At 72.7% G+C, this 20,250-nt stretch carries 1 pseudogene; it reads left to right on the top strand.

The window, feature by feature from the left end:
- Positions 1 to 5: 5 nt before the first annotated feature.
- Positions 6 to 20,090: pseudogene (locus EBN03_RS00005) on the top strand (SDR family NAD(P)-dependent oxidoreductase); the annotation flags it as partial.
- Positions 20,091 to 20,250: the final 160 nt, after the last annotated feature.

A 20,250-nucleotide genomic window follows, 5' to 3' on the forward strand; every position in this document is an offset into this window, starting at 1 on the left:
CCGGGCTGGACGCGGGGTACTGGTTCCGGAACCTCCGGGAGACAGTGCAATTCGAGCCGGTAGTGCGGGCGCTGGTCGCCGACGGTTACTCCGTGTTCGTGGAAGCGAGCCCGCATCCGCTGCTGACGGCCGGGATCGAGGAGATCGGGGAGAACGGGACCGGAGACCGGCCCGCGCCGACCGTCGTGGGGACGTTGCGCCGCGACGAGAGCGCAGTCGCCCGGTTCCTGCTGTCCGTGGCCGACGTGGACGTGACCGGTGCGGCCGCCGTGGCGTGGTCCGCGTTGTGGTCCGGGCGCCCGGCACAGCGGGTCGACCTGCCGACCTACGCTTTCCAGCACCGCCGGTACTGGCTGGAGGCTTCCGCCGCCGCCGACCCGGCGTCGCTGGGCGTGGACGGAATCGAGCATCCGCTGCTGGGTGCCGTGGTGGCGGCACCGGATTCCGGCGGTGTGGTGGTGTCGGGCCGGTTGTCGTTGCAGACGCAGCCGTGGCTGGCCGATCACGCGGTCGGCGGGGTGGTGCTGTTCCCCGGAACCGGGTTCGTCGAGCTCGCCGTGGCGGCCGGTGACCAGGTCGGCTGCGGCGTCCTCCAGGAGCTGACGATCCTTGCGCCGCTGATCTTGTCGGCCGCCGGCGCGGTCCGGATCCGGATCGTGGTCGACGGCGCCGAGGCCGCCGGCGTGGAGCAGCGCCCGGTCGCGGTGTATTCGCGCGCCGAGGACGAGACCGGCGCGGACTGGGTGCTGCACGCCCAAGGCGTGCTGAGCGGCCGCGTGCCGGCGCCGGGAGCGGACTTGACGCAGTGGCCGCCCGCCGACTCGGTCGTGGTCCCGGTCGACGGGTTGTACGACCGGCTGGCCGAGTCCGGATACGGCTACGGCCCGGCGTTCCGGAGTCTGCGGGCGGTATGGCGGCGCGGCGCGGAACTGTTCGCCGAGGTCGAATTACCGCAGGAGGCCGGTACCCAGCGGTTCGGCCTGCATCCGGCGGTATTCGACGGTGTGCTGCACAGCCTGCTGGCCGGTGCCGGGGAAACGGGGGAGACCCCCGCGCTGCCGTTCGCATGGGAGAACGTGGTTCTGCACGCGACCGGAGCGACCACGGTGCGGGCCCGCGTCGCACCGGTCGGTGCGGATGCCTTCACCGTCGAGGTGGCCGACTCGGCGGGTCGTCCGGTGTTGTCGGTGGGGTCGCTGAGCTCCCGGCCGGTGCGGCTCGACCGCTCGGCCGGCGCCGCCGGCGCGAGATCCCTTGCCGTACTGGACTGGCCGGTGTTGCCCCGGCCCGAGACGGCGGCCGTCGACTACGTCGAGTGGGAGCGGGTACCCGAGTCGGGGCCGGTGCCACCGCTGGTCGTCCTGGACTGCCGTCCCCGGGTGACCGACGACGGCGAGCCCGAGGTGCCGGCCGCGGTGCGTGCGATGACGCATCGGGTTCTCACTGTGCTGCAAGAGTTTTCGGCGAGCGAGCGGTTCGGCTCGAGCACCCTGGTGGTGGTCACCGGCGGTGCGGTCGCGGTGGCCGGGGAGTCGGTGCCGGATCTGGCCGGTGCCGCGGTGTGGGGCCTGGTGCGGTCGGCGCAGTCGGAGGATCCGGGCCGGATCGTACTGGCCGACATCGACATCGAGGCCGATACCGCGGTTCCGGCTCGAGTCGTGGCGGTGGCGCACGCGGCCGGTGAGCCGCAGGTGGCGCTGCGCGGTTCGGTCGTGCACGCCGCGCGCCTGATCCGGCTGCCGGCGCCGGGCGACGACGACGCGGTGTGGTCGCGGATCGCCGCGGGCACGGTGGTGATCACCGGCGGTACCGGTGGTCTGGGCGCGCTGCTGGCGCGGCATCTGGTGACCGCACGCGGAGTCTCGTCGCTGGTGCTGGCGAGCCGGCGTGGCCTCGCCGCGCCGGGCGCGCAATTGCTGGTGGACGAGCTCACCGCCGCCGGCGCCCAGGTCCGCGTCCTGGCGGCCGATGTGTCGACGCGCACCGGTGTCGCGGAGTTGCTGGATGCGGCGTCCGCCCCGGCGCGGCGAAAGCTGTTCCGGCGCAAGGGGTCCGACCTCCCGCTGACGGGTGTGGTGCATGCTGCCGGCGCCCTCGACGACGGCGTGATCGCCTCGCTGACCCCGGATCGCCTCGACGCGGTGCTGGCCGCGAAGGCCGATGCGGCGTGGTTCCTGCACGAGGCCACCCGCGATCTCGATCTGGCGTTGTTCGCGCTGTATTCCTCGGCGGCGGGCACTTTCGGCGCGGCCGGTCAGGGGAACTACGCGGCGGCCAACGTCTTCCTCGACGCGCTCGCCGTCCAGCGGCGCGCGGCCGGTCTGGCCGCGACGTCCGTCGCGTGGGGTGTGTGGGCGTCGAGCACCGGCCTCACCGATCATCTGGCCGGCGACGATCTGGCCCGCCTCGGCCGGGGCGGTGTGCTCGGCCTGTCGGACGAGCAGGGACTGGCGATGTTCGACGCCGCGGTCGTCGCCGACCAGGCGGCGGTGACGGCGGTTCGGTTCGACACCGCCGCCCTGGCGGCCGCGGCCCGGGACGGAGTACTGCTGCCGCTGCTGCGGGAACTGGCGCCGGGGTCGGTGCGCGCGTCCGCTGCGACCGGTACGGCCGCGGTCACGGGCTTGCGCGCGCAACTGGCCGGTCGTGCGGCTGCCGAGCGGCTGCGGATGCTGTCGGACGTGGTGCGAACGCAGGTGGCGGCCGTCCTGGGACACGACGGTCCCGACGCGGTGCCGGCCGACCGCAAGTTCCAGGACCTCGGCTTCGATTCGCTCACGGCGGTCGAGGCCCGCAACCGGTTGAAGGCGGCCACCGAGCTGACCCTGCCGGCGACGCTGGTCTTCGACTACCCGACCCCGCTGGCGGTCGCGCAGTTCCTGCTCGACCAATTGGACGGCAGCGCCGGGCAGCCCGCGGTGGTCGCCGCGGCGCGTCCCGGTGCCGACGAGCCGGTGGTCATCGTCGGCATGGGCTGCCGGTTCCCCGGTGGCGTGGCCTCCCCCCAGGATCTGTGGGACCTGGTCGTGGCCGGCCGGGACACCGTGACCGAGTTCCCCGCCGATCGCGGCTGGGACGTGGACGCGCTGTTCGATCCCGACCCGGATGCGGCCGGGAAAACGTATGTGCGCGAGGGTGGTTTCCTGCACGACGCGGGCCTGTTCGACGCGGGCTTCTTCGGGATCAGTCCGCGTGAGGCGATCGTCATGGATCCGCAGCAGCGCCTGCTGCTGGAGACGGTGTGGGAAGCCCTGGAGGACAGCGGTATCGACCCGCACACACTCGAGGGTGGCGACACCGGTGTGTTCGTCGGTGCGATGCACCACGACTATCCGGGTAGCGCGTCGGCGGGTTCGATCCTGTCGGGCCGGGTGTCCTACGCGCTCGGTCTCGAGGGGCCGTCGGTGTCGGTCGACACCGCGTGTTCGTCGAGTCTCGTTGCGCTGCACCAGGCCGCGGCCGCGGTGCGGTCCGGTGAATGCGGGCTGGCGCTGGTCGGTGGCGTCACCGTGATGAGTACTCCCGGGGTGTTCGTCGAGTTCTCGCGGCAGCGTGGGCTGTCCCGCGATGCCAGGTGCAAGTCGTTCGCGGAGGCCGCCGACGGGACCGGGTGGTCCGAGGGCGTCGGTGTGCTGGTGGTGGAACGGCTCTCGGACGCGCTGCGCCTGGGGCATCGGGTGCTGGCGGTGGTGCGGGGCACCGCGGTGAATTCCGATGGCGCGTCGAACGGTTTGACGGCGCCGAACGGTCCTGCGCAGCAGCGGGTTATTCGTCAGGCGCTGGCGAATGCCGGCTTGTCGGCTACCGATGTCGATGTGGTGGAGGCGCATGGAACCGGGACCACGTTGGGTGATCCGATCGAGGCGCAGGCCTTGTTGGCGACCTACGGTCAGGACCGGCCCGAAGGTCGGCCGTTGTGGTTGGGGTCGTTGAAGTCGAATATCGGTCATGCCCAGGCTGCGGCTGGTGTGGGTGGTGTGATCAAGATGGTGCAGGCGATGCGGCACGGTGTGTTGCCGAAGACGTTGCACGTGGATCGGCCGTCGACGCATGTGGATTGGTCCGCGGGGTCGGTGGAGTTGCTGACCGAGCAGCGGCCGTGGGAGAGCGAGGGTCCGCGGCGTGCGGGTGTGTCGTCCTTCGGTATCTCGGGGACCAACGCGCACGTCATCTTGGAGGAGGGACCGGCGGTAGCCGAGCCGGACACCGGGAATGCGGGAATCCGCGGCGCAATGGTGCCGTGGCTGGTGTCCGCGCGCACACCGGAGGCGTTGGCGGGCCAGGCTTCTCGGTTGTCGGCCTTCGTGTCGGCGCGTCCCGAGCTGGATCCCGCGGCGGTGGCGTGGTCGCTGCTGTCGAGCCGGGCGCGGTTCGAGCACCGTGCGATCATCGTGGGTGGCGACCGGGCCGAGTTGCTGTCGGGGCTGGCCGCGCTCGCCGCGGGACGCGACGACGCGGCGGTGGTCCAGGGCGTGGTCCGGCCGGCCGGCAAGCTGGCCTTGGTGTTCCCGGGGCAGGGGACGCAGTGGGCGGGGATGGGCCGCGAATTGTGCGCGGCGTTCCCGGTTTTCCTGACAGCGTTCGACGAGATCGTGGCGCTGCTGGAGCAGGCGCTGGACCGTCCCGTCCGGGATGTGTTGTGGGGCAGCGACGAAGTACTGATGGCCGACACGATGTTCGCCCAGGCCGGGCTCTTCGCGGTCGGGGTGAGTGTTTCGCGGCTGCTGGAGTCGTGGGGTGTGACCCCGGACGTGGTGGCGGGTCATTCGATCGGTGAGATCGTGGCCGCACATGTGGCGGGGGTATTGTCGCTCGCGGACGCGGTGGCATTGGTCGCGGCGCGGGGCCGGTTGATGTCGGCGCTGCCGGCGGGCGGTGCGATGGTCGCGGTCGCCGCGGCGGAGGACGTCGTACGGGACGTGCTGCGCGACCTCGGCGGCGTCGCCGATGCCGCGGGCTCGACCGCCGGGGTGGCGATCGCCGCGGTGAACGGTCCGGCCGCGGTAGTGATCGCGGGTGAAAGTGGCCCGGTGGATGCGGCGGTGGCGGCCCTGGAAGCGGCGGGTCACCGGGTGGTGGCGTTGCGGGTGTCGCACGCGTTCCATTCGCCGTCGATGGATCCGATGCTGGCGGAGTTCGGCGCGGTGCTGGCGGGGCTGTCGTTCGCCGAGCCACGAATTCCGTTGGTGTCCAATGTGACCGGTGAGCTCGCCGGTGCGGAGGTGGCGACACCGGAGTACTGGGTGCGGCATGTGCGGGAGACGGTCCGGTTCTCCGACGGTATGCGGACGCTGGCCGCGGCCGGTGCGACGACGTTCGTGGTCGCGGGGCCGGACGGCGGGCTGAGCGCGCTCATCGCGCAGAGCCTGGAAGCCGCCGCCGAATCGACTGCGGCGCACATTGTTCCGATGTTGCGGCGGAACCGTCCGGAGGTCCGGACGCTGCTGCTGGCCGGCGGTGAACTGTCCGCCGCGGGTATGGAACTCGACTGGGCGCAGCTGTGGGGTGGTCGCACGCCGCGGCGGATCGACTTGCCGGCGTACGCGTTCCAGCGCCGCCGGTACTGGCAGGACACCACCGCCGCCACCGACCCGGCGGCGCTGGGACAGTCCGCGATCGAGCATCCGCTCGTGGGTGCCGTGGTGTCGGCGGCGGAATCCGGTGGCGTGGTGGTGACCGGCCGATTGTCGTTGCGGTCGCAGCCGTGGCTGGCCGATCACGTGATCGGCGGGACGCCGCTGTTCCCGGGTACCGGGTTCGTGGAGCTCGCGATCCGGGCGGGCGACGAGGTCGGTTGCGGTGTGCTGCAGGACCTCACACTGGTCGCGCCGCTTGCCCTGCCGTCGTCCGGCGGGGTGCGGATCCAGGTCGTGGTCGGCGCCGCCGACGAGCGGGGCGGGCGCGGTGTCTCGGTGTACGCGCACAGCGGAGCCGACTCCGACACGCCGTGGGTGCTGCACGCGCAAGGACAACTGAGCGCGGGCACCGGTGGCCCGGGTGTCGACCTGACGCAATGGCCGCCGGTCGGCGCGGCCGCGATCCCGGTGGACGGGCTCTACGAGCGGCTGGCGGAAGCCGGATACCGGTACGGTCCGATGTTCCAGGGCCTGCGGGCGGTGTGGCGGCGCGGCGACGAACTGTTCGCCGAAGCGGCCCTGCCGCGGATCTCCGGCGCGGATCGATTCGGTCTGCATCCGGCGCTGCTGGACGCGGTGTTACACGCGTCGATGGCGGCGGGGGCGGCCGGTGCCGACGATGTTCCGGTACTGCCGTTCGCGTGGGAGGGCGTGCGGCTGCACGCGTCCGGGGCGTCGTCGGTCCGGGCCCGGATCACGCTCGGCGCGCCGGGCGTGCTGGCGATCGAGGTCGCGGACCCGGCGGGCCGGCCGGTGCTGTCGGTGGAGTCGCTGACCGCACGGGCTGTGGGGTCCGACGCGACCACAGCGGGGCCCACGGACCGGCTGCACGCGGTGCGTTGGTCGCCGCTGCCGTCCGTGGTGGCGGGCGATCCGATCGAATACGTCGACTGGGCAGGGGTTTCCGAGTCGGTGCCGCCGCTGGTGGTGTTGGATTGCCGTGACCACGAAGGCGGTTCGGACCTCCCCGCCGCGGTTCGCATGCTGACCCATCGGGTTCTCGGTGTGCTGCAGGAGTTCTCGGCTCAGCAGCGGTACGCGTCGAGCCGGTTGCTGGTGGTGACCCGTGGTGCGGTCGCCCCGGCCGGTGAGTCGGCCGACGACCTGGCCGCTGCCGCGGTGTGGGGTCTGGTGCGGTCGGCGCAGGCCGAGGAGCCGGGCCGGATCCTGTTGCTGGACACCGATGGTGAGCTCGATGCGGCCGTGGCCGCGGTGGTGTCGTCCGGGGAGCCGCAGCTGCTGTCGCGGGCCGGCGTGGTGCACGCCGCTCGCCTGGCCCGGCTGCCGGAGCCCGATGCGCTGATCGCACCGCCTGGGTCGTGGCGGCTGGAAGCGGTGCGGGCCGGGACCTTCGACGGTCTCGCCCTGGCCGAGTACCCCGGTGCCGACGATCCGCTCGCACCGGGTGCGGTGCGGATCTCGGTGCGGGCGGCCGGATTGAACTTCCGCGACGTCCTGATCAGCCTGGGCATGTACCCGGGCGCGAACCCCGCGATCGGTGGTGAGGCCGCGGGCGTGGTGCTCGAGGTCGGTGCCGAGGTGGACGACATCGTCCCCGGTGACCGGGTGATGGGTCTGGTGAACGGGGCGATCGGCCCGGTCGCCGTGGCCGATCGCCGGGTGCTGACCCGGATTCCGGCGGGCCTGACCTTCACCCGGGCCGCCGCGATCCCGGTGGCGTTCCTCACCGCCTACTACGCGCTACGGGATCTGGCCGCCGCGCAGCCGGGGGAGAAGCTGCTGATCCATGCCGCGACCGGTGGTGTGGGACAGGCGGCGGTGCAGCTCGCCCGCCATTGGGGCCTGGAGGTGTTCGGCACCGCGAGCCGCCCGAAGTGGGACACGCTGCGGGACCTGGGTTTCGACGCGGCCCACCGGGCGGATTCGCGCACCCTCGATTTCGAGACCGAGTTCTCGGCGACCACCGCCGGTGCCGGTGTGGACATCGTGTTGGATTCGCTGACCGCCGAATTCGTCGACGCGTCGTTGCGGCTGCTGCCCCGCGGCGGTCGTTTCCTGGAGATGGGCAAGACCGATATCCGGGACGCCGACGAGGTCGCGGCCCGGCATCCGGGCGTCGACTACCGGGCCTTCGACATGGTCGATGCCGGTCCGGATCGCATCGGGGAGATGCTGGCGGAGATCGGCGCGCTGTTCGACCAGGGGCACCTCACCTGCCCGCCGCTGCACATCTGGCCGGTGGATCAGGCCCGCGCGGCGTTCCGGTTCTTCAGCCAGGCGCGCCAGATCGGCAAGATCGTGCTCACGGTTCCGGTGCCGCCCGTCGCGGCCGGCACGGTCGTGATCACCGGCGGCACCAGCGGTCTGGGCGCGCTGACCGCCCGGCATCTGGTCGTCGCGGAGGGTGTGCCGTCGCTGGTGCTGGCCGGCCGGCGCGGACTCGCCGCGCCCGGCGCGCCGGAACTGGTGGCGGAGCTGGCCGCATACGGCGCGCAGGTGCGGGTCGTGGCCTGTGACGTCTCGACCCGAGCCGGTGTCGACGCGCTGCTGGCCGAGGTGCCCGACCAGTTCCCGCTCACCGGTGTGGTGCACTGCGCCGGTGTGCTCGACGACAGTGTGCTCACCGCCCTGACTCCCGATCGCCTCGACCCGGTTCTCGCGGCCAAAGCCGATGCGGCGTGGCACCTGCACGAGGCCACTCGCGACGTGGATCTGGCGCTGTTCGTGGTGTTCTCGTCGCTGGCGGGCACGATGGGTGCGCCCGGGCAGGCCAACTACGCGGCGGCCAACACCTTCCTCGACGCCCTCGCGGCGCACCGCCGTGCCACCGGACTGGCCGCGACCGCGGTCGCCTGGGGCCTGTGGGCGTCCTCGACCGGGATGACGGGCGCGCTGGCCGCCGGTGACACCGCCCGCATCGGACGCGGTGGCCTGGTCGGACTTTCGGACGAGCAGGGTCTCGCGCTGTTCGACGCCGCGGTATCGGCGGGCCGGGCCGCCGTCGTCGGGACGCGGTTCGATCCGGCCGCCCTGGCGGCGCAGGCGCGGGCCGGCACGGTCTCGCCGCTGCTGCGGGACCTGGTGCCGGGTTCGGCGCGCACGACGGCTGCCCCGGCGGTCGCCGCGTCGGGCACGCGGCACCGGCTGGCCCGCCTGGATCGGGCCGAGCGACTGCGGTCGCTGCTGGAGGTGGTGCGCACACAGGTCGCCGCGGTGCTCGGCCACGACGGCATGGAATCCGTTCCGGCGGACCGTAATTTCGCCGACCTTGGGTTCGATTCGCTGACCGCTGTCGAGGCGCGCAACCGGGTGAAGGCGGCGACCGAACTGCCGGTGCCGGCGACCTTGATCTTCGACTACCCGACCCCGCAGGCGGTGGCCGAGTACCTGCTCGAGCAGCTCGACGGTACGGTCGCGGCGGCCGTCACCGCGGCGCCGGTGCGGGCCGCGGTGGACGAGCCGGTCGCGATCGTGGGTATGGGCTGCCGGTTCCCGGGAGACGTGGCCTCGCCGCAGGATCTGTGGGACCTGGTGACCGAAGGCCGCAGCGGCATCACCGAATTCCCGGACGACCGGGGCTGGGATCTCGCGGGACTGTTCGACCCCGATCCGGAAGCGGTCGGGAAATCGTATGTGCGCGTGGGCGGTTTCCTGCCCGGCGCCGGGCTGTTCGACGCGGGCTTCTTCGGGATCAGTCCGCGCGAGGCCACCACGATGGACCCCCAGCAGCGGGTGCTGCTGGAGACGGTGTGGGAGGCGCTGGAGGACACCGGCATCGACCCGAAGTCGTTGCGGGGCACCGATACCGGCGTGTTCGTCGGTGTCGTCGACCAGCACTACCGGGCGGCGGGGAGTACCCGGGCGGGTGCCGACGGGTTCGAGGTGACCGGGTCGACGACCAGTGTGGTGTCGGGCCGGGTCTCGTACGCGCTGGGACTGGAGGGTCCGGCCGTGTCGGTGGACACGGCGTGTTCGTCGAGTCTGGTCGCGCTGCACCAGGCCGTGGCCGCGGTCCGTGCCGGTGAGTGCGGTCTCGCGCTCGTGGGCGGTGTGACGGTGATGGCGTCGCCCGGGCTGTTCGTCGGGTTCTCGCGGCAGCGCGGGCTGGCGCCGGACGGATTGTGCAAGCCGTTCGCGGCGGCCGCCGACGGGACCGCCTGGTCCGAGGGCGTCGGTGTCCTTGTGGTGGAGCGGCTGTCGGAGGCGCAGCGGCGCGGGCACCGGGTGCTGGCGATCGTGCGTGGTAGTGCCGTCAACCAGGACGGTGCCTCGAACGGTCTGACGGCGCCGAACGGCCCGTCGCAGCAGCGGGTGATCCGGCAGGCGCTGGCCAATGCCGGACTGACGGCCGGCGATGTCGACGTGGTGGAGGCGCACGGTACGGGTACCCGGCTGGGTGATCCGATCGAGGCGCAGGCGTTGCTGGCGACCTACGGCCGGGACCGGCCCGCGGACCGCCCGCTGTGGCTGGGCTCGGTGAAGTCGAATATCGGTCACACGCAGGCGGCGGCCGGTATGGCCGGGGTCATCAAGATGGTGCAGGCGATGCGATACGGCGTGCTGCCGCGCTCGCTGCACGTGGACCGGCCGAGCGGTCATGTGGAGTGGGACGGCTCGGTGGAACTGCTGACCGAGCAACGGGATTGGGACAGCACCGGCCCGCGGCGTGCGGGTGTGTCGGCGTTCGGCATCTCGGGTACCAACGCCCACGTCATCCTGGAGGGAGCGCCGCGGCCGGTCCCGTCCGACCCGCGTTCCGGCGGTGACCTGACCGGTGCCGACGCCGTGACGCCGTGGGTGCTGTCCGCACGGACACCGGAAGCGTTGGCGGAGCAGGCTTCTCGACTCGCTGCGTTCGTCGTCGACCGTCCGGAGCTGCACCCGGCGGACGTGGCCTCGGCACTGGTGTCGACCCGGGCCCGGTTCGACCATCGTGCGGTGGTCGTGGGTTCCGATCGTGCGGAACTGTTGTCGGGTCTGACCGCCGTGGCGGAAGGGCGGGACGACGCCGCCGTGGTGACGGGAGTTGCCCGCGAGCGGGGTCGGACGGTTCTGGTGTTCCCGGGTGAGGGGGCGCAATGGGCCGGTATCGGTGTCGAGTTGTTCGACACCGCACCGGTTTTCGCGGCGAAGATCGCCGAGTGCGATGCGGTCTTCGCGGAGCTGGTCGATTGGTCGCTGCTGGATGTGTTGCGTGGTGCCGAGGGCGCGCCGTCGCCGGCCCGGGACGACGTCGCACAGCCGGTGCTGTTCGCGGTGACGGTCGGTCTGGCGGAGCTGTGGCGTTCGGTGGGCGTGAAACCGGATGCGGTGGTGGGTCATTCGCAGGGTGAGATCGCAGCGGCCTACGTGGCCGGTGCGCTGACCTTGGAAGATGCTGCGCGCGTGGTGATCCTGCGGTCCAAGGCCCTGGACGGACTGGCGGGGGTCGCCCCGCGCTCTTCGGAGGTCGCGTTCTACTCGACCGTGACCGGCGCCGCGCTCGACACCGCCGCACTGGACGCCGGGTACTGGTTCCGGAATCTGCGTGGGACAGAGCGATTCGAGGACGCGGTGCGGGCGCTCGTCGCCGACGGTTGCTCTGTGTTCGTGGTGGCGGGTCCGGAACCGCTGCTGACCGAGGAGATCGGCGCATCGTCGGGTGCCCCGCGGGCCGAGCTGGTGATCTCCGGGACGCTGCGCCGCGACGAGCGGGCCGCGGTCGGGCGGTTCCTGTCGTCGGTGGCGGCCCTCGAGGTCGCCGGTGTGGCCGGTGTGGACTGGTCCGCGTTGTGGTCCGGCCGTACCGCACAGCGGGTCGACCTGCCCACCTACGCTTTCCAGCGGCGTCGCTACTGGCTGGACGCCGTCACCGCCGCCGATCCGGTCTCGCTGGGCGTGGGTGGTATCGATCATCCGCTGCTGGGTGCCGTGGTGGCGGCGGCGGATTCCGGTGGCGTGGTGGTGTCGGGCCGGTTGTCGTTGCAGTCGCAGCCGTGGCTGGCCGATCACGCGGTCGGCGGGGTGGTGTTGTTCCCGGGGACCGGCTTCGTCGAGCTCGCCGTGGCTGCCGGTGATCAGGTCGGTTGCGGTGTGCTGCAGGAACTCACGTTGGTGGCACCGCTGGCCGTGCCGGTGACCGGCGCGGTGCAGCTCCAGGTCGTGGTCGGTGCCGTGGACGAGTACCGAACGTGCGCGGTGTCGGTGTACTCCCGCGCCGAGGCGGAATCCGATCAGCCGTGGGTGCTGCATGCGCGCGGACAGCTGAGCGGGACCGCTGACCTGCCCGGTGTCGAGCTGACGGAATGGCCGCCGGTGGGTGCGGTCGCGGTCCCGGTGGACGGGTTGTACGAGCGGCTGGCCGAGTCCGGCTACGGGTACGGACCGGTGTTCCGGGGCTTGCGGGCGGTGTGGCGGCGTGGCGACGAACTGTTCGCCGAGGCGGCCCTGCCGGCCGCCGCCGAGGACACCGATGCGGACCGGTTCGGCCTGCACCCGGCGCTGCTCGACGCGGTGTTGCACGCGTCCATGGCCGACGGGAAGGCTGGTGCCGGTGCGGTGCCGATGCTGCCGTTCGCGTGGGAGGGCGTGCGGCTGCACGCATCCGGCGCGTCGTCGGTCCGGGCCCGCCTCACCGTCGGTGCGTCGGGCGTGCTGGCGATCGAGGTCGCCGATCCGGCCGGCGCGCCGGTGCTGTCGGTGCGGTCGCTGACCTCGCGGGCGCTGGCGGCCGCCGACGTGACGGCCGCGTCGGGCGGCACGGACCGGGTCCATACGGTGCGCTGGTCACCGCTACCGTCCGTGGTGGCGGGCGACCCGATCGAATACGTCGACTGGGCAGCGGTTTCCGAGTCGGTGCCGCCGCTGGTGGTGCTGGACTGCCGTGCCCACGACAGCGGACCGGAAGGCCCGGCTGCGCTGCACGCCCTGACGCATCGGGTTCTCGGTGTGCTGCAGGAGTTCTCGACTCAGGAGCGGTTCGTGTCGAGCCGGTTGCTGGTGGTCACGCGTGGTGCGGTCGCCGCGGCGGGCGAGCAGATCGGCGACCTGGCCGCTGCCGCGGTGTGGGGTCTGGTGCGGTCGGCGCAGTCCGAGGAACCGGGCCGGATCCTGTTGCTGGACACCGATGGTGAGTTCGACGAGGTCGTGGCCGCGGTGGTCGCGTCCGAAGAGCCGCAGCTGCTGTCGCGGGCGGGGACGCTGTTCGCCGCGCGCCTGACGCGGTTGCCGGAGCCGGGCGGGCTGGTCGTGCCACGGCACGGCGCGTGGCGGCTGGAAGCGGTGCGCACCGGGACCTTCGACGGTCTCGCCCTGGTCGAGTACCCGCGTGCCGAGGATCCCCTGGCTCCGGGCGAGGTGCGGATCTCCGTGCGGGCAGCGGGACTGAACTTCCGGGACGTGGTGATTGCGCTCGGCATGTTCCCGGGCGCGAACCCGGCGGTCGGTGGTGAGGCCGCGGGTGTGGTGCTCGAGGTCGGTGCCGAGGTCGACGGCCTGGTCCCGGGCGATCGGGTGATGGGTCTGGTGAACGGGGCGATCGGGCCGGTCGTGGTGGCGGATCACCGCATGGTCATCCGGATTCCGGCGGGCCTGTCGTTCAGCCGGGCCGCGGGGATCCCGGTGGGTTTCCTCACCGCGTTCTACGGTCTGCTGGACCTGGCCGGCGCACAGCCGGGAGAGCGGGTGCTGATCCACGCGGCGACCGGTGGTGTGGGTCAGGCCGCGGTGCAGGTGGCTCGGCATCGGGGACTGGAGGTGTTCGCGACCGCCAGCCGGGGCAAGTGGGGCACGTTGCGCGGCATGGGCTTCGACGAGGCGCACATCGCGGATTCGCGCACGCTGGCTTTCGAGGCGGAGATCCTCGCCGCGACCGGCGGCGCCGGTGTGGACATCGTGCTGGACTCGCTGAAGGACGAATTCGTCGACGCGTCGCTGCGGCTGCTGCCGCGGGGCGGCCGCTTCCTGGAGATGGGCAAGACCGACATTCGGGACAGCGCGGAGGTCGCCGCCCGGTATCCCGGTGTGGCATACCAGGCGTTCGACCTGGTCGATGTCGGTCCGGACCGGGTCCAGCAGATGCTGGCGGAGATCGTCGCACTGATCGAGGCGGGCCGGTTCACCTGCCCGCCGGTGCACACCTGGCCGGTGGACCAGGCGCGCGCGGCCTTCCGGTTCTTCAGCCAGGCACGGCAGATCGGCAAGATCGTGCTGACCGTGCCGGTGCCGCCGGTGGCCGCCGGCACGGTGGTGATCACCGGCGGCACCGGCGGTCTGGGTGCGCTCACCGCGCGGCATCTGATTGCGCGGCAACAGGTCTCGTCGCTGGTGCTGGCGAGCCGCCGTGGTCCGGCGGCGCCGGGCGCACCGGAGCTGGTCGAGGAATTGACCGCGCTGGGCGCACGGGTGCGCGTGGTGGCCTGTGACGTGTCGACCCGGGCCGGTGTGGACACGCTGTTGGCCGCGGTGCCCGACGGGTTCCCGCTGACGGGTGTGGTGCACGCCGCGGGCGTGCTCGACGACGGCGTGATCTCCTCGCTGACACCGGACCGTCTGGACGCGGTGCTGGCCGCGAAGGCGGATGCGGCCTGGCACCTGCACGAGGCCACCCGGGACCTGGATCTCGCGTTGTTCGTGGCCTTCTCGTCGCTGGCGGGCACGATCGGCGGGCCTGGGCAGGGCAATTACGCGGCGGCCAACGCCTTCCTCGACGCCATCGCTGTCCGGCGCCGAGCGGGTGGTCTGGCCGCGACCTCGATCGCCTGGGCGCTGTGGGCGTCGTCGACCGGGATGGCCGGTCAACTGGGTGCGGGCGATACCGCTCGGCTCGGTCGTGGTGGTCTGCTGCCGCTGTCGGACGAGCAGGGCTTGGCACTGTTCGACGCCGCGGTGTCGACCGGCCACGCCACCGTCGTCGCGGCCACGTTCGACACCGCCGCCCTCGCCGCGCAGGCCCGGGCCGGCCGGGTCTCGTCGCTGCTGCGGGACCTGGTGCCGGGATCGGCGCGCGCCGTCGCGGCCGCCGGTGCGGTCCCGGTGTCGGGTTTGCGGCAGCGGCTGGCCGGTCTCGGGCCGGACGAGCGGCTGCGGGTGCTGTTGGAGCTGGTGTGCGCGCAGGTCGCGGCGGTACTCGGGCACGACGATGTGGAATCCGTTCCGGCGGAGCGCAATTTCTCCGATCTGGGCTTCGACTCGCTGACTGCGGTCGAGGCACGGACCCGATTGAAGGCGGCGACCGAACTGGCCCTGCCGGCCACGTTGATCTTCGACTACCCGACCCCGCGGGCGGTGGCGGAATTCCTGCTCGAGCAGCTGGACGGTGTGGTTCCGGCGGCCGTCGCGGTGGCGCCGGTCCGGGCCGTGGTGGACGAGCCGGTCGCGATCGTGGGTATGGGTTGCCGGTTCCCCGGTGACGTCGCGTCGCCGCAGGATCTGTGGGAGATGGTCACCGAAGGCCGCAGCGGGATCACCGAATTCCCGGTCGATCGGGGCTGGGATCTGGCGGACCTGTTCGACCCCGATCCCGACGCGGTCGGGAAATCGTATGTGCGCGAGGGTGGTTTCCTGCACGACGCGGGGTGGTTCGATGCGGGGTTCTTCGGGATCAGTCCGCGGGAGGCGACCGCGATGGATCCCCAGCAGCGGGTGCTGCTGGAGACCGTATGGGAGGCATTGGAGGACGCGGGCGTGGACCCGAAGTCGTTGCGGGGCAGCGACACCGGTGTCTTCCTCGGTGTGGTCGACCAGCGTTACGGTTCGATCGGCGACGCCCCGCAGGGTGCCGACGGTTTCGAGGTCACCGGAACGGCGAACAGCGTTGCGTCGGGCCGGGTCTCGTATCTGCTCGGCCTGGAAGGCCCGGCGATGTCGGTGGATACCGCGTGTTCGTCGAGTCTGGTCGCGTTGCATCAGGCCGTGGCCGCGGTGCGTGCGGGCGAATGCGGTCTGGCGCTGGTCGGCGGTGTCAACGTCATGGCGACCCCGGGGCTGTTCATCGGGTTCTCCCGCCAGCGTGGCCTGGCTCCCGACGGGGTGTGCAAGCCGTTCGCCGCTGCCGCCGACGGCACCGTATGGTCCGAGGGTTCGGGCGTGCTGGTGCTGGAGCGGCTTTCGGACGCGCAGCGCCACGGGCACCGGGTACTCGCGCTCGTGCGCGGCAGCGCCGTCAACCAGGACGGTGCCTCGAACGGCTTGACCGCGCCGAACGGCCCGTCGCAGCAGCGGGTCATCCGGCAGGCGCTCGCCAACGCCGGTGTGAGCGCCGCCGAGGTGGACGTGGTCGAGGCGCACGGTACCGGTACCCGGTTGGGTGACCCCATCGAGGCGCAGGCCCTGATGGCCGCCTACGGCCCGGACCGGGCCCCGGACCGGCCGCTGTGGCTGGGTTCGCTGAAGTCGAATATCGGTCATACGCAAGCGGCTTCGGGCGTGGCCGGGATCATCAAGATGGTGCAGGCGATGCGGCACGGTGTGCTGCCGCGGTCGCTGCATGTGGACCGGCCGAGCACCGATGTGGAGTGGGACGGCTCGGTGGAACTGCTGACCGAGCAGCGGGCATGGGAATCGCCGGGCCGTCCGCGCCGGGTCGGTGTGTCCTCGTTCGGGATCTCCGGGACCAACGCGCACGTCATCCTGGAGGAGGCGCCGCAGCCGGCACCCGCCGCCCCGCGCTCGGCCGATTCCGGACCGGGTGTGGTGCCGTGGGTGCTGTCGGCGCGGACGCCGGAAGCGCTGTCGGCGCAGGCCGCTCGCCTGTCGGCGTTCGTGACGGCGCGGCCGGAGCTGGCCGTGGCGGATGTGGCGTCGGCTCTGGTGTCGAGCCGGGCGCGCTTCGACCATCGTGCCGTGGTGCTCGGCGGTGACCGGGCGGAGCTGCTGCGGGGCCTGGATGCGCTCGCGGCGGACGTGGACGATCCCGCGCTGATCCGCGGCGCCGGGCGGACCGCGGGGCCGGTGGCGCTCGTCTTCCCGGGGCAGGGCGCGCAGTGGGCCGGGATGGGTCGCGAACTGTCCCAGGCGTTTCCGGTCTTCGGCGCGGCCTTCGACGAGGCCGTGACCCTGCTGGAGAAGCACCTCGGTGTCGCGGTGCGCGACGTGCTCTGGGGCGACGACGAAGCGCGGGTGGACAACACGATGTTCGCCCAGGCCGGCCTGTTCGCGGTCGGAGTCGCGGTCTTCCGCCTGCTGAGCGCGTGGGGCGTGGAACCCGCTGTGGTGGCGGGTCATTCGATCGGCGAGATCGTCGCCGCCCATGCGGCGGGTGTGTTCTCGCTCGAGGACGCGGCGATCCTGGTCGCCGCCCGTGGCCGGTTGATGGCCGCGCTGCCGGCGGGCGGGGCGATGGTGGCCGTGGCCGCGAGCGAGGACGCGGTCCTCGCCGTGCTGCGCGATCTCGGCCCCGATGTGGCGATCGCCGCGGTGAACGGTCCACTGGCCGTGGTGATCTCGGGAGCGGGGGAGCCGGTGGCGGCGGCCGCGGACCGACTGCGGACCGCGGGGCACCGAGTGACACCGCTGCGGGTCTCGCACGCGTTCCACTCACCGTCGATGGAACCGATGCTGGCCGAATTCGGTGCGGTCGCCGCGGGCCTGACCTACCTCGCGCCGCGAATTCCGGTGATCTCCAACGTGACCGGTGCGGCGGTGGGCGTCGAACTGGCCACCCCGGAGTACTGGGTGCGGCACGTGCGTGAGACGGTCCGCTTCGCCGACGGGGTACGTGCGATGCACGCGGCCGGTGCGGCCACGTTCGTGGTCGCGGGGCCGGACGGCGGGCTCAGCGCGCTGATCTCGCAGACACTGGAGGATTCCGGTACCGCCCGTGTGGTTCCGGTGCTCCGCAAGCCGCGCACGCAGTCGGCCGCCGCGGCGGTGGACGAGTTGCCGGCCGGGCGGGAATCGGACTCGGCGCCGACTGCCCCGGCCGGGAGCGAGATTCGTGGCCTGCTGGCCGCGGTGAGCGAGTTGGTCACCGCCGGTGTGGATCCGGACCTCACGCCATGGTGGGCGGGTGCCCGGCCGCGGGTAGACCTGCCCACCTATGCCTTCCAGCGCCGCCGGTACTGGCTGGACACCACCGCGGTGTCCGGGGACGCGGTGGCCTTGGGTGTGGACGGTGTGGACCATCCGCTGCTCGGTGCGGTGGTGGCGGCACCCGAGTCCGGTGGCGTGGTCGTCACCGGCCGGTTGTCGGTGCCGGCGCAACCCTGGCTGGCCGATCACGCGATCGGGGGCGTGATCCTGTTCCCGGGCACCGGTTTCGTGGAGCTGGCGATCCGCGCCGGCGACGAGGTCGGCTGTGGTGTGTTGCGGGACTTCACGCTGGCCGCGCCGCTGGTGTTGCCGCCGACCGGTGGTGCCCACATCCAGGTGGTCGTCGGCGCGGCCGAATACGCCACCGGGATCGCCGGGCCGCAGACCCGCACGGTCGCGGTGTATTCGCGGTCCGAGGCCGATACCGGCCAGGCGTGGGCCCTGCACGCGCAGGGCGTGCTCGGCACCGGATCGGACACGGCGGGAACCGAATTGGTGGTGTGGCCGCCCGCCGGCGCCGTCGCGGTGCCGATCGACGGCCATTACGAGCAGCTGCACGAGTCCGGCTACGGGTACGGCCCGGTGTTCCGGGGCCTGCGCGCGGTCTGGCGGCGCGGTGACGAGCTGTTCGCCGAGGTCGTGCTGCCCGCGGGTTCGGCCACCGACCCGGGGGCCGAGCGGTTCGGCCTGCACCCGGCGGTGCTGGACGCGGTGCTGCACGCGGCCTCGGCGGGCGGCGCGGCCGGGAGCAGCCCGGTGCTGCCGTTCGCGTGGACGGACGTCACCCTGCACGCGGCCGGCGCCGACGCGGTGCGCGCCCGGATCGCCCCGGCCGCACCGGGTTCGGTCGCCGTGGCGGTCGCCGATCGGACCGGCCGCCCCGTGCTGTCGGTGGGCTCGCTGACCTTCCGGCCGGTACCGGCCGATCGGCTGGTGTCGCCGGGTGCGGGCGGTCTGCTGCACGCGATCCGCTGGACTCCGGTACCGATCGCGAGCTCCGGTGCGGTCGAATACCTCGACTGGACCCAGGTTTCCGAGTCGGGGACCGCGCCGGCCGTGGTGGTCCTGGACTGCCGCCGGACCGGCGACGACCGCGCGACCCCAGCGGCCGTCCGGGCGCTGACCCACCGGGTTCTCGCTGTGCTGCAGACGTTCACGGCGTCCGAGCGGTTCGCGTCGAGCCGGTTGCTGGTGGTCACCGCCGGTGCCGCAGCCGCGGCCGGGGAGCCGGTCACCGACCTGGCGGGTGCCGCGGCGTGGGGGCTGGTGCGGTCGGCGCAAGCTGAGAATCCGGGCCGGATCATGCTGGCCGACACCGACATCGACGCGGGGGTCACCGCGACGGTGGCGGCGGTGCTCGGTGCCGCGGAACCACAGTTGGTGGTGCGTGGCGACATCGGGTACGCCGCGCGCTTGGCGCGGATGCCCGCCGAGTCCGATCGGGCCGGGACCGCCTGGTCGCGCGCCGCGGCCGGTACGGTCGTGATCACCGGTGGCACCGGTGGACTGGGCACGCTGGTGGCCCGGCATCTGGTGTCCGAGCACGGTGTCCGGTCGCTGGTGCTGGCCGGTCGTCGCGGTCCGGATGCTCCCGGGGCCGCGGAGCTGACCGCGGAGCTGACCGGTCTCGGTGCGCAGGTCCGGATCGTGGCCTGCGATGTGTCGGTTCCGTCCGGCGTGGCGCAGTTGCTCGACGAGGTGCCGGAGCGGCTTCCGCTCACGGGCATCGTGCACGCCGCGGGTGTGCTCGACGACGGTGTGCTCGGCTCCCTGACCCCGGACCGGCTGGACGTGGTGCTGGCGGCGAAGGCCGACGGCGCGTGGTACCTGCACGAGGCGACGCGGGATCTGGATCTCGCGCTGTTCGTGCTCTTCTCCTCGATCGCGGGCACGATAGGTACTGCGGGCCAAGGCAATTACGCCGCGGCCAACACGTTCCTGGACGCGCTGGCGGACCAGCGGCGGTCGCACGACCGAGCCGCGACCGCGGTGGCGTGGGGGCTGTGGGCGTCCTCGACCGGAATGTCCGGGCAGCTGAGCAGCGCCGACCACGCCCGGGTCGGCCGGGGCGGTGTGCTCGCCCTGACCGACGAGCAGGGCCTGGCGCTGCTCGACGCGGCGGTGGCCGCCGATCGGGCCACGGTCGTGGCGGCCAGGTTCGACCCCGCCACGCTGGCCGCGTATGCCCGGGCCGGCCAGCTGCCACCGGTATTGCGCGAGCTGGCACCGGGATCCGCGCGGGTGGCCGCCGCGGGTGCGGACTCGGCCGCGGTCCCGGTGGCCGGTGTTCGGGAACGCCTGGCCGGGCGGTCCGCAGACGAGCAGCGGCAGCTGCTGGTGGACGTGGTCCGGGCCCAGGTGGCGGTGGTCCTCGGGCATCCCGGCCCGGACGCGGTGCCCGCGGACGCCAATTTCCAGGAGCTGGGCTTCGATTCGCTGACCGCCGTGGAGGCACGCAACCGGCTGCGGGCCGCGACCGAGCTGACGCTGCCCGCCACGCTGATGTTCGACTATCCGACACCCCGGGCCGTCGCGGGATACCTCGCGGCGGAACTGGTGACCGGCGACGAACCGGACAGTGCCGCAGCCGGTTCCGACGAACAGGAAGTCCGCCGGCTGCTGACGGTGCTGCCCATGGAGCGCT

The organism is Nocardia stercoris (genome assembly GCF_003696265.1).
GTDB classification, from domain to species: domain Bacteria; phylum Actinomycetota; class Actinomycetes; order Mycobacteriales; family Mycobacteriaceae; genus Nocardia; species Nocardia stercoris.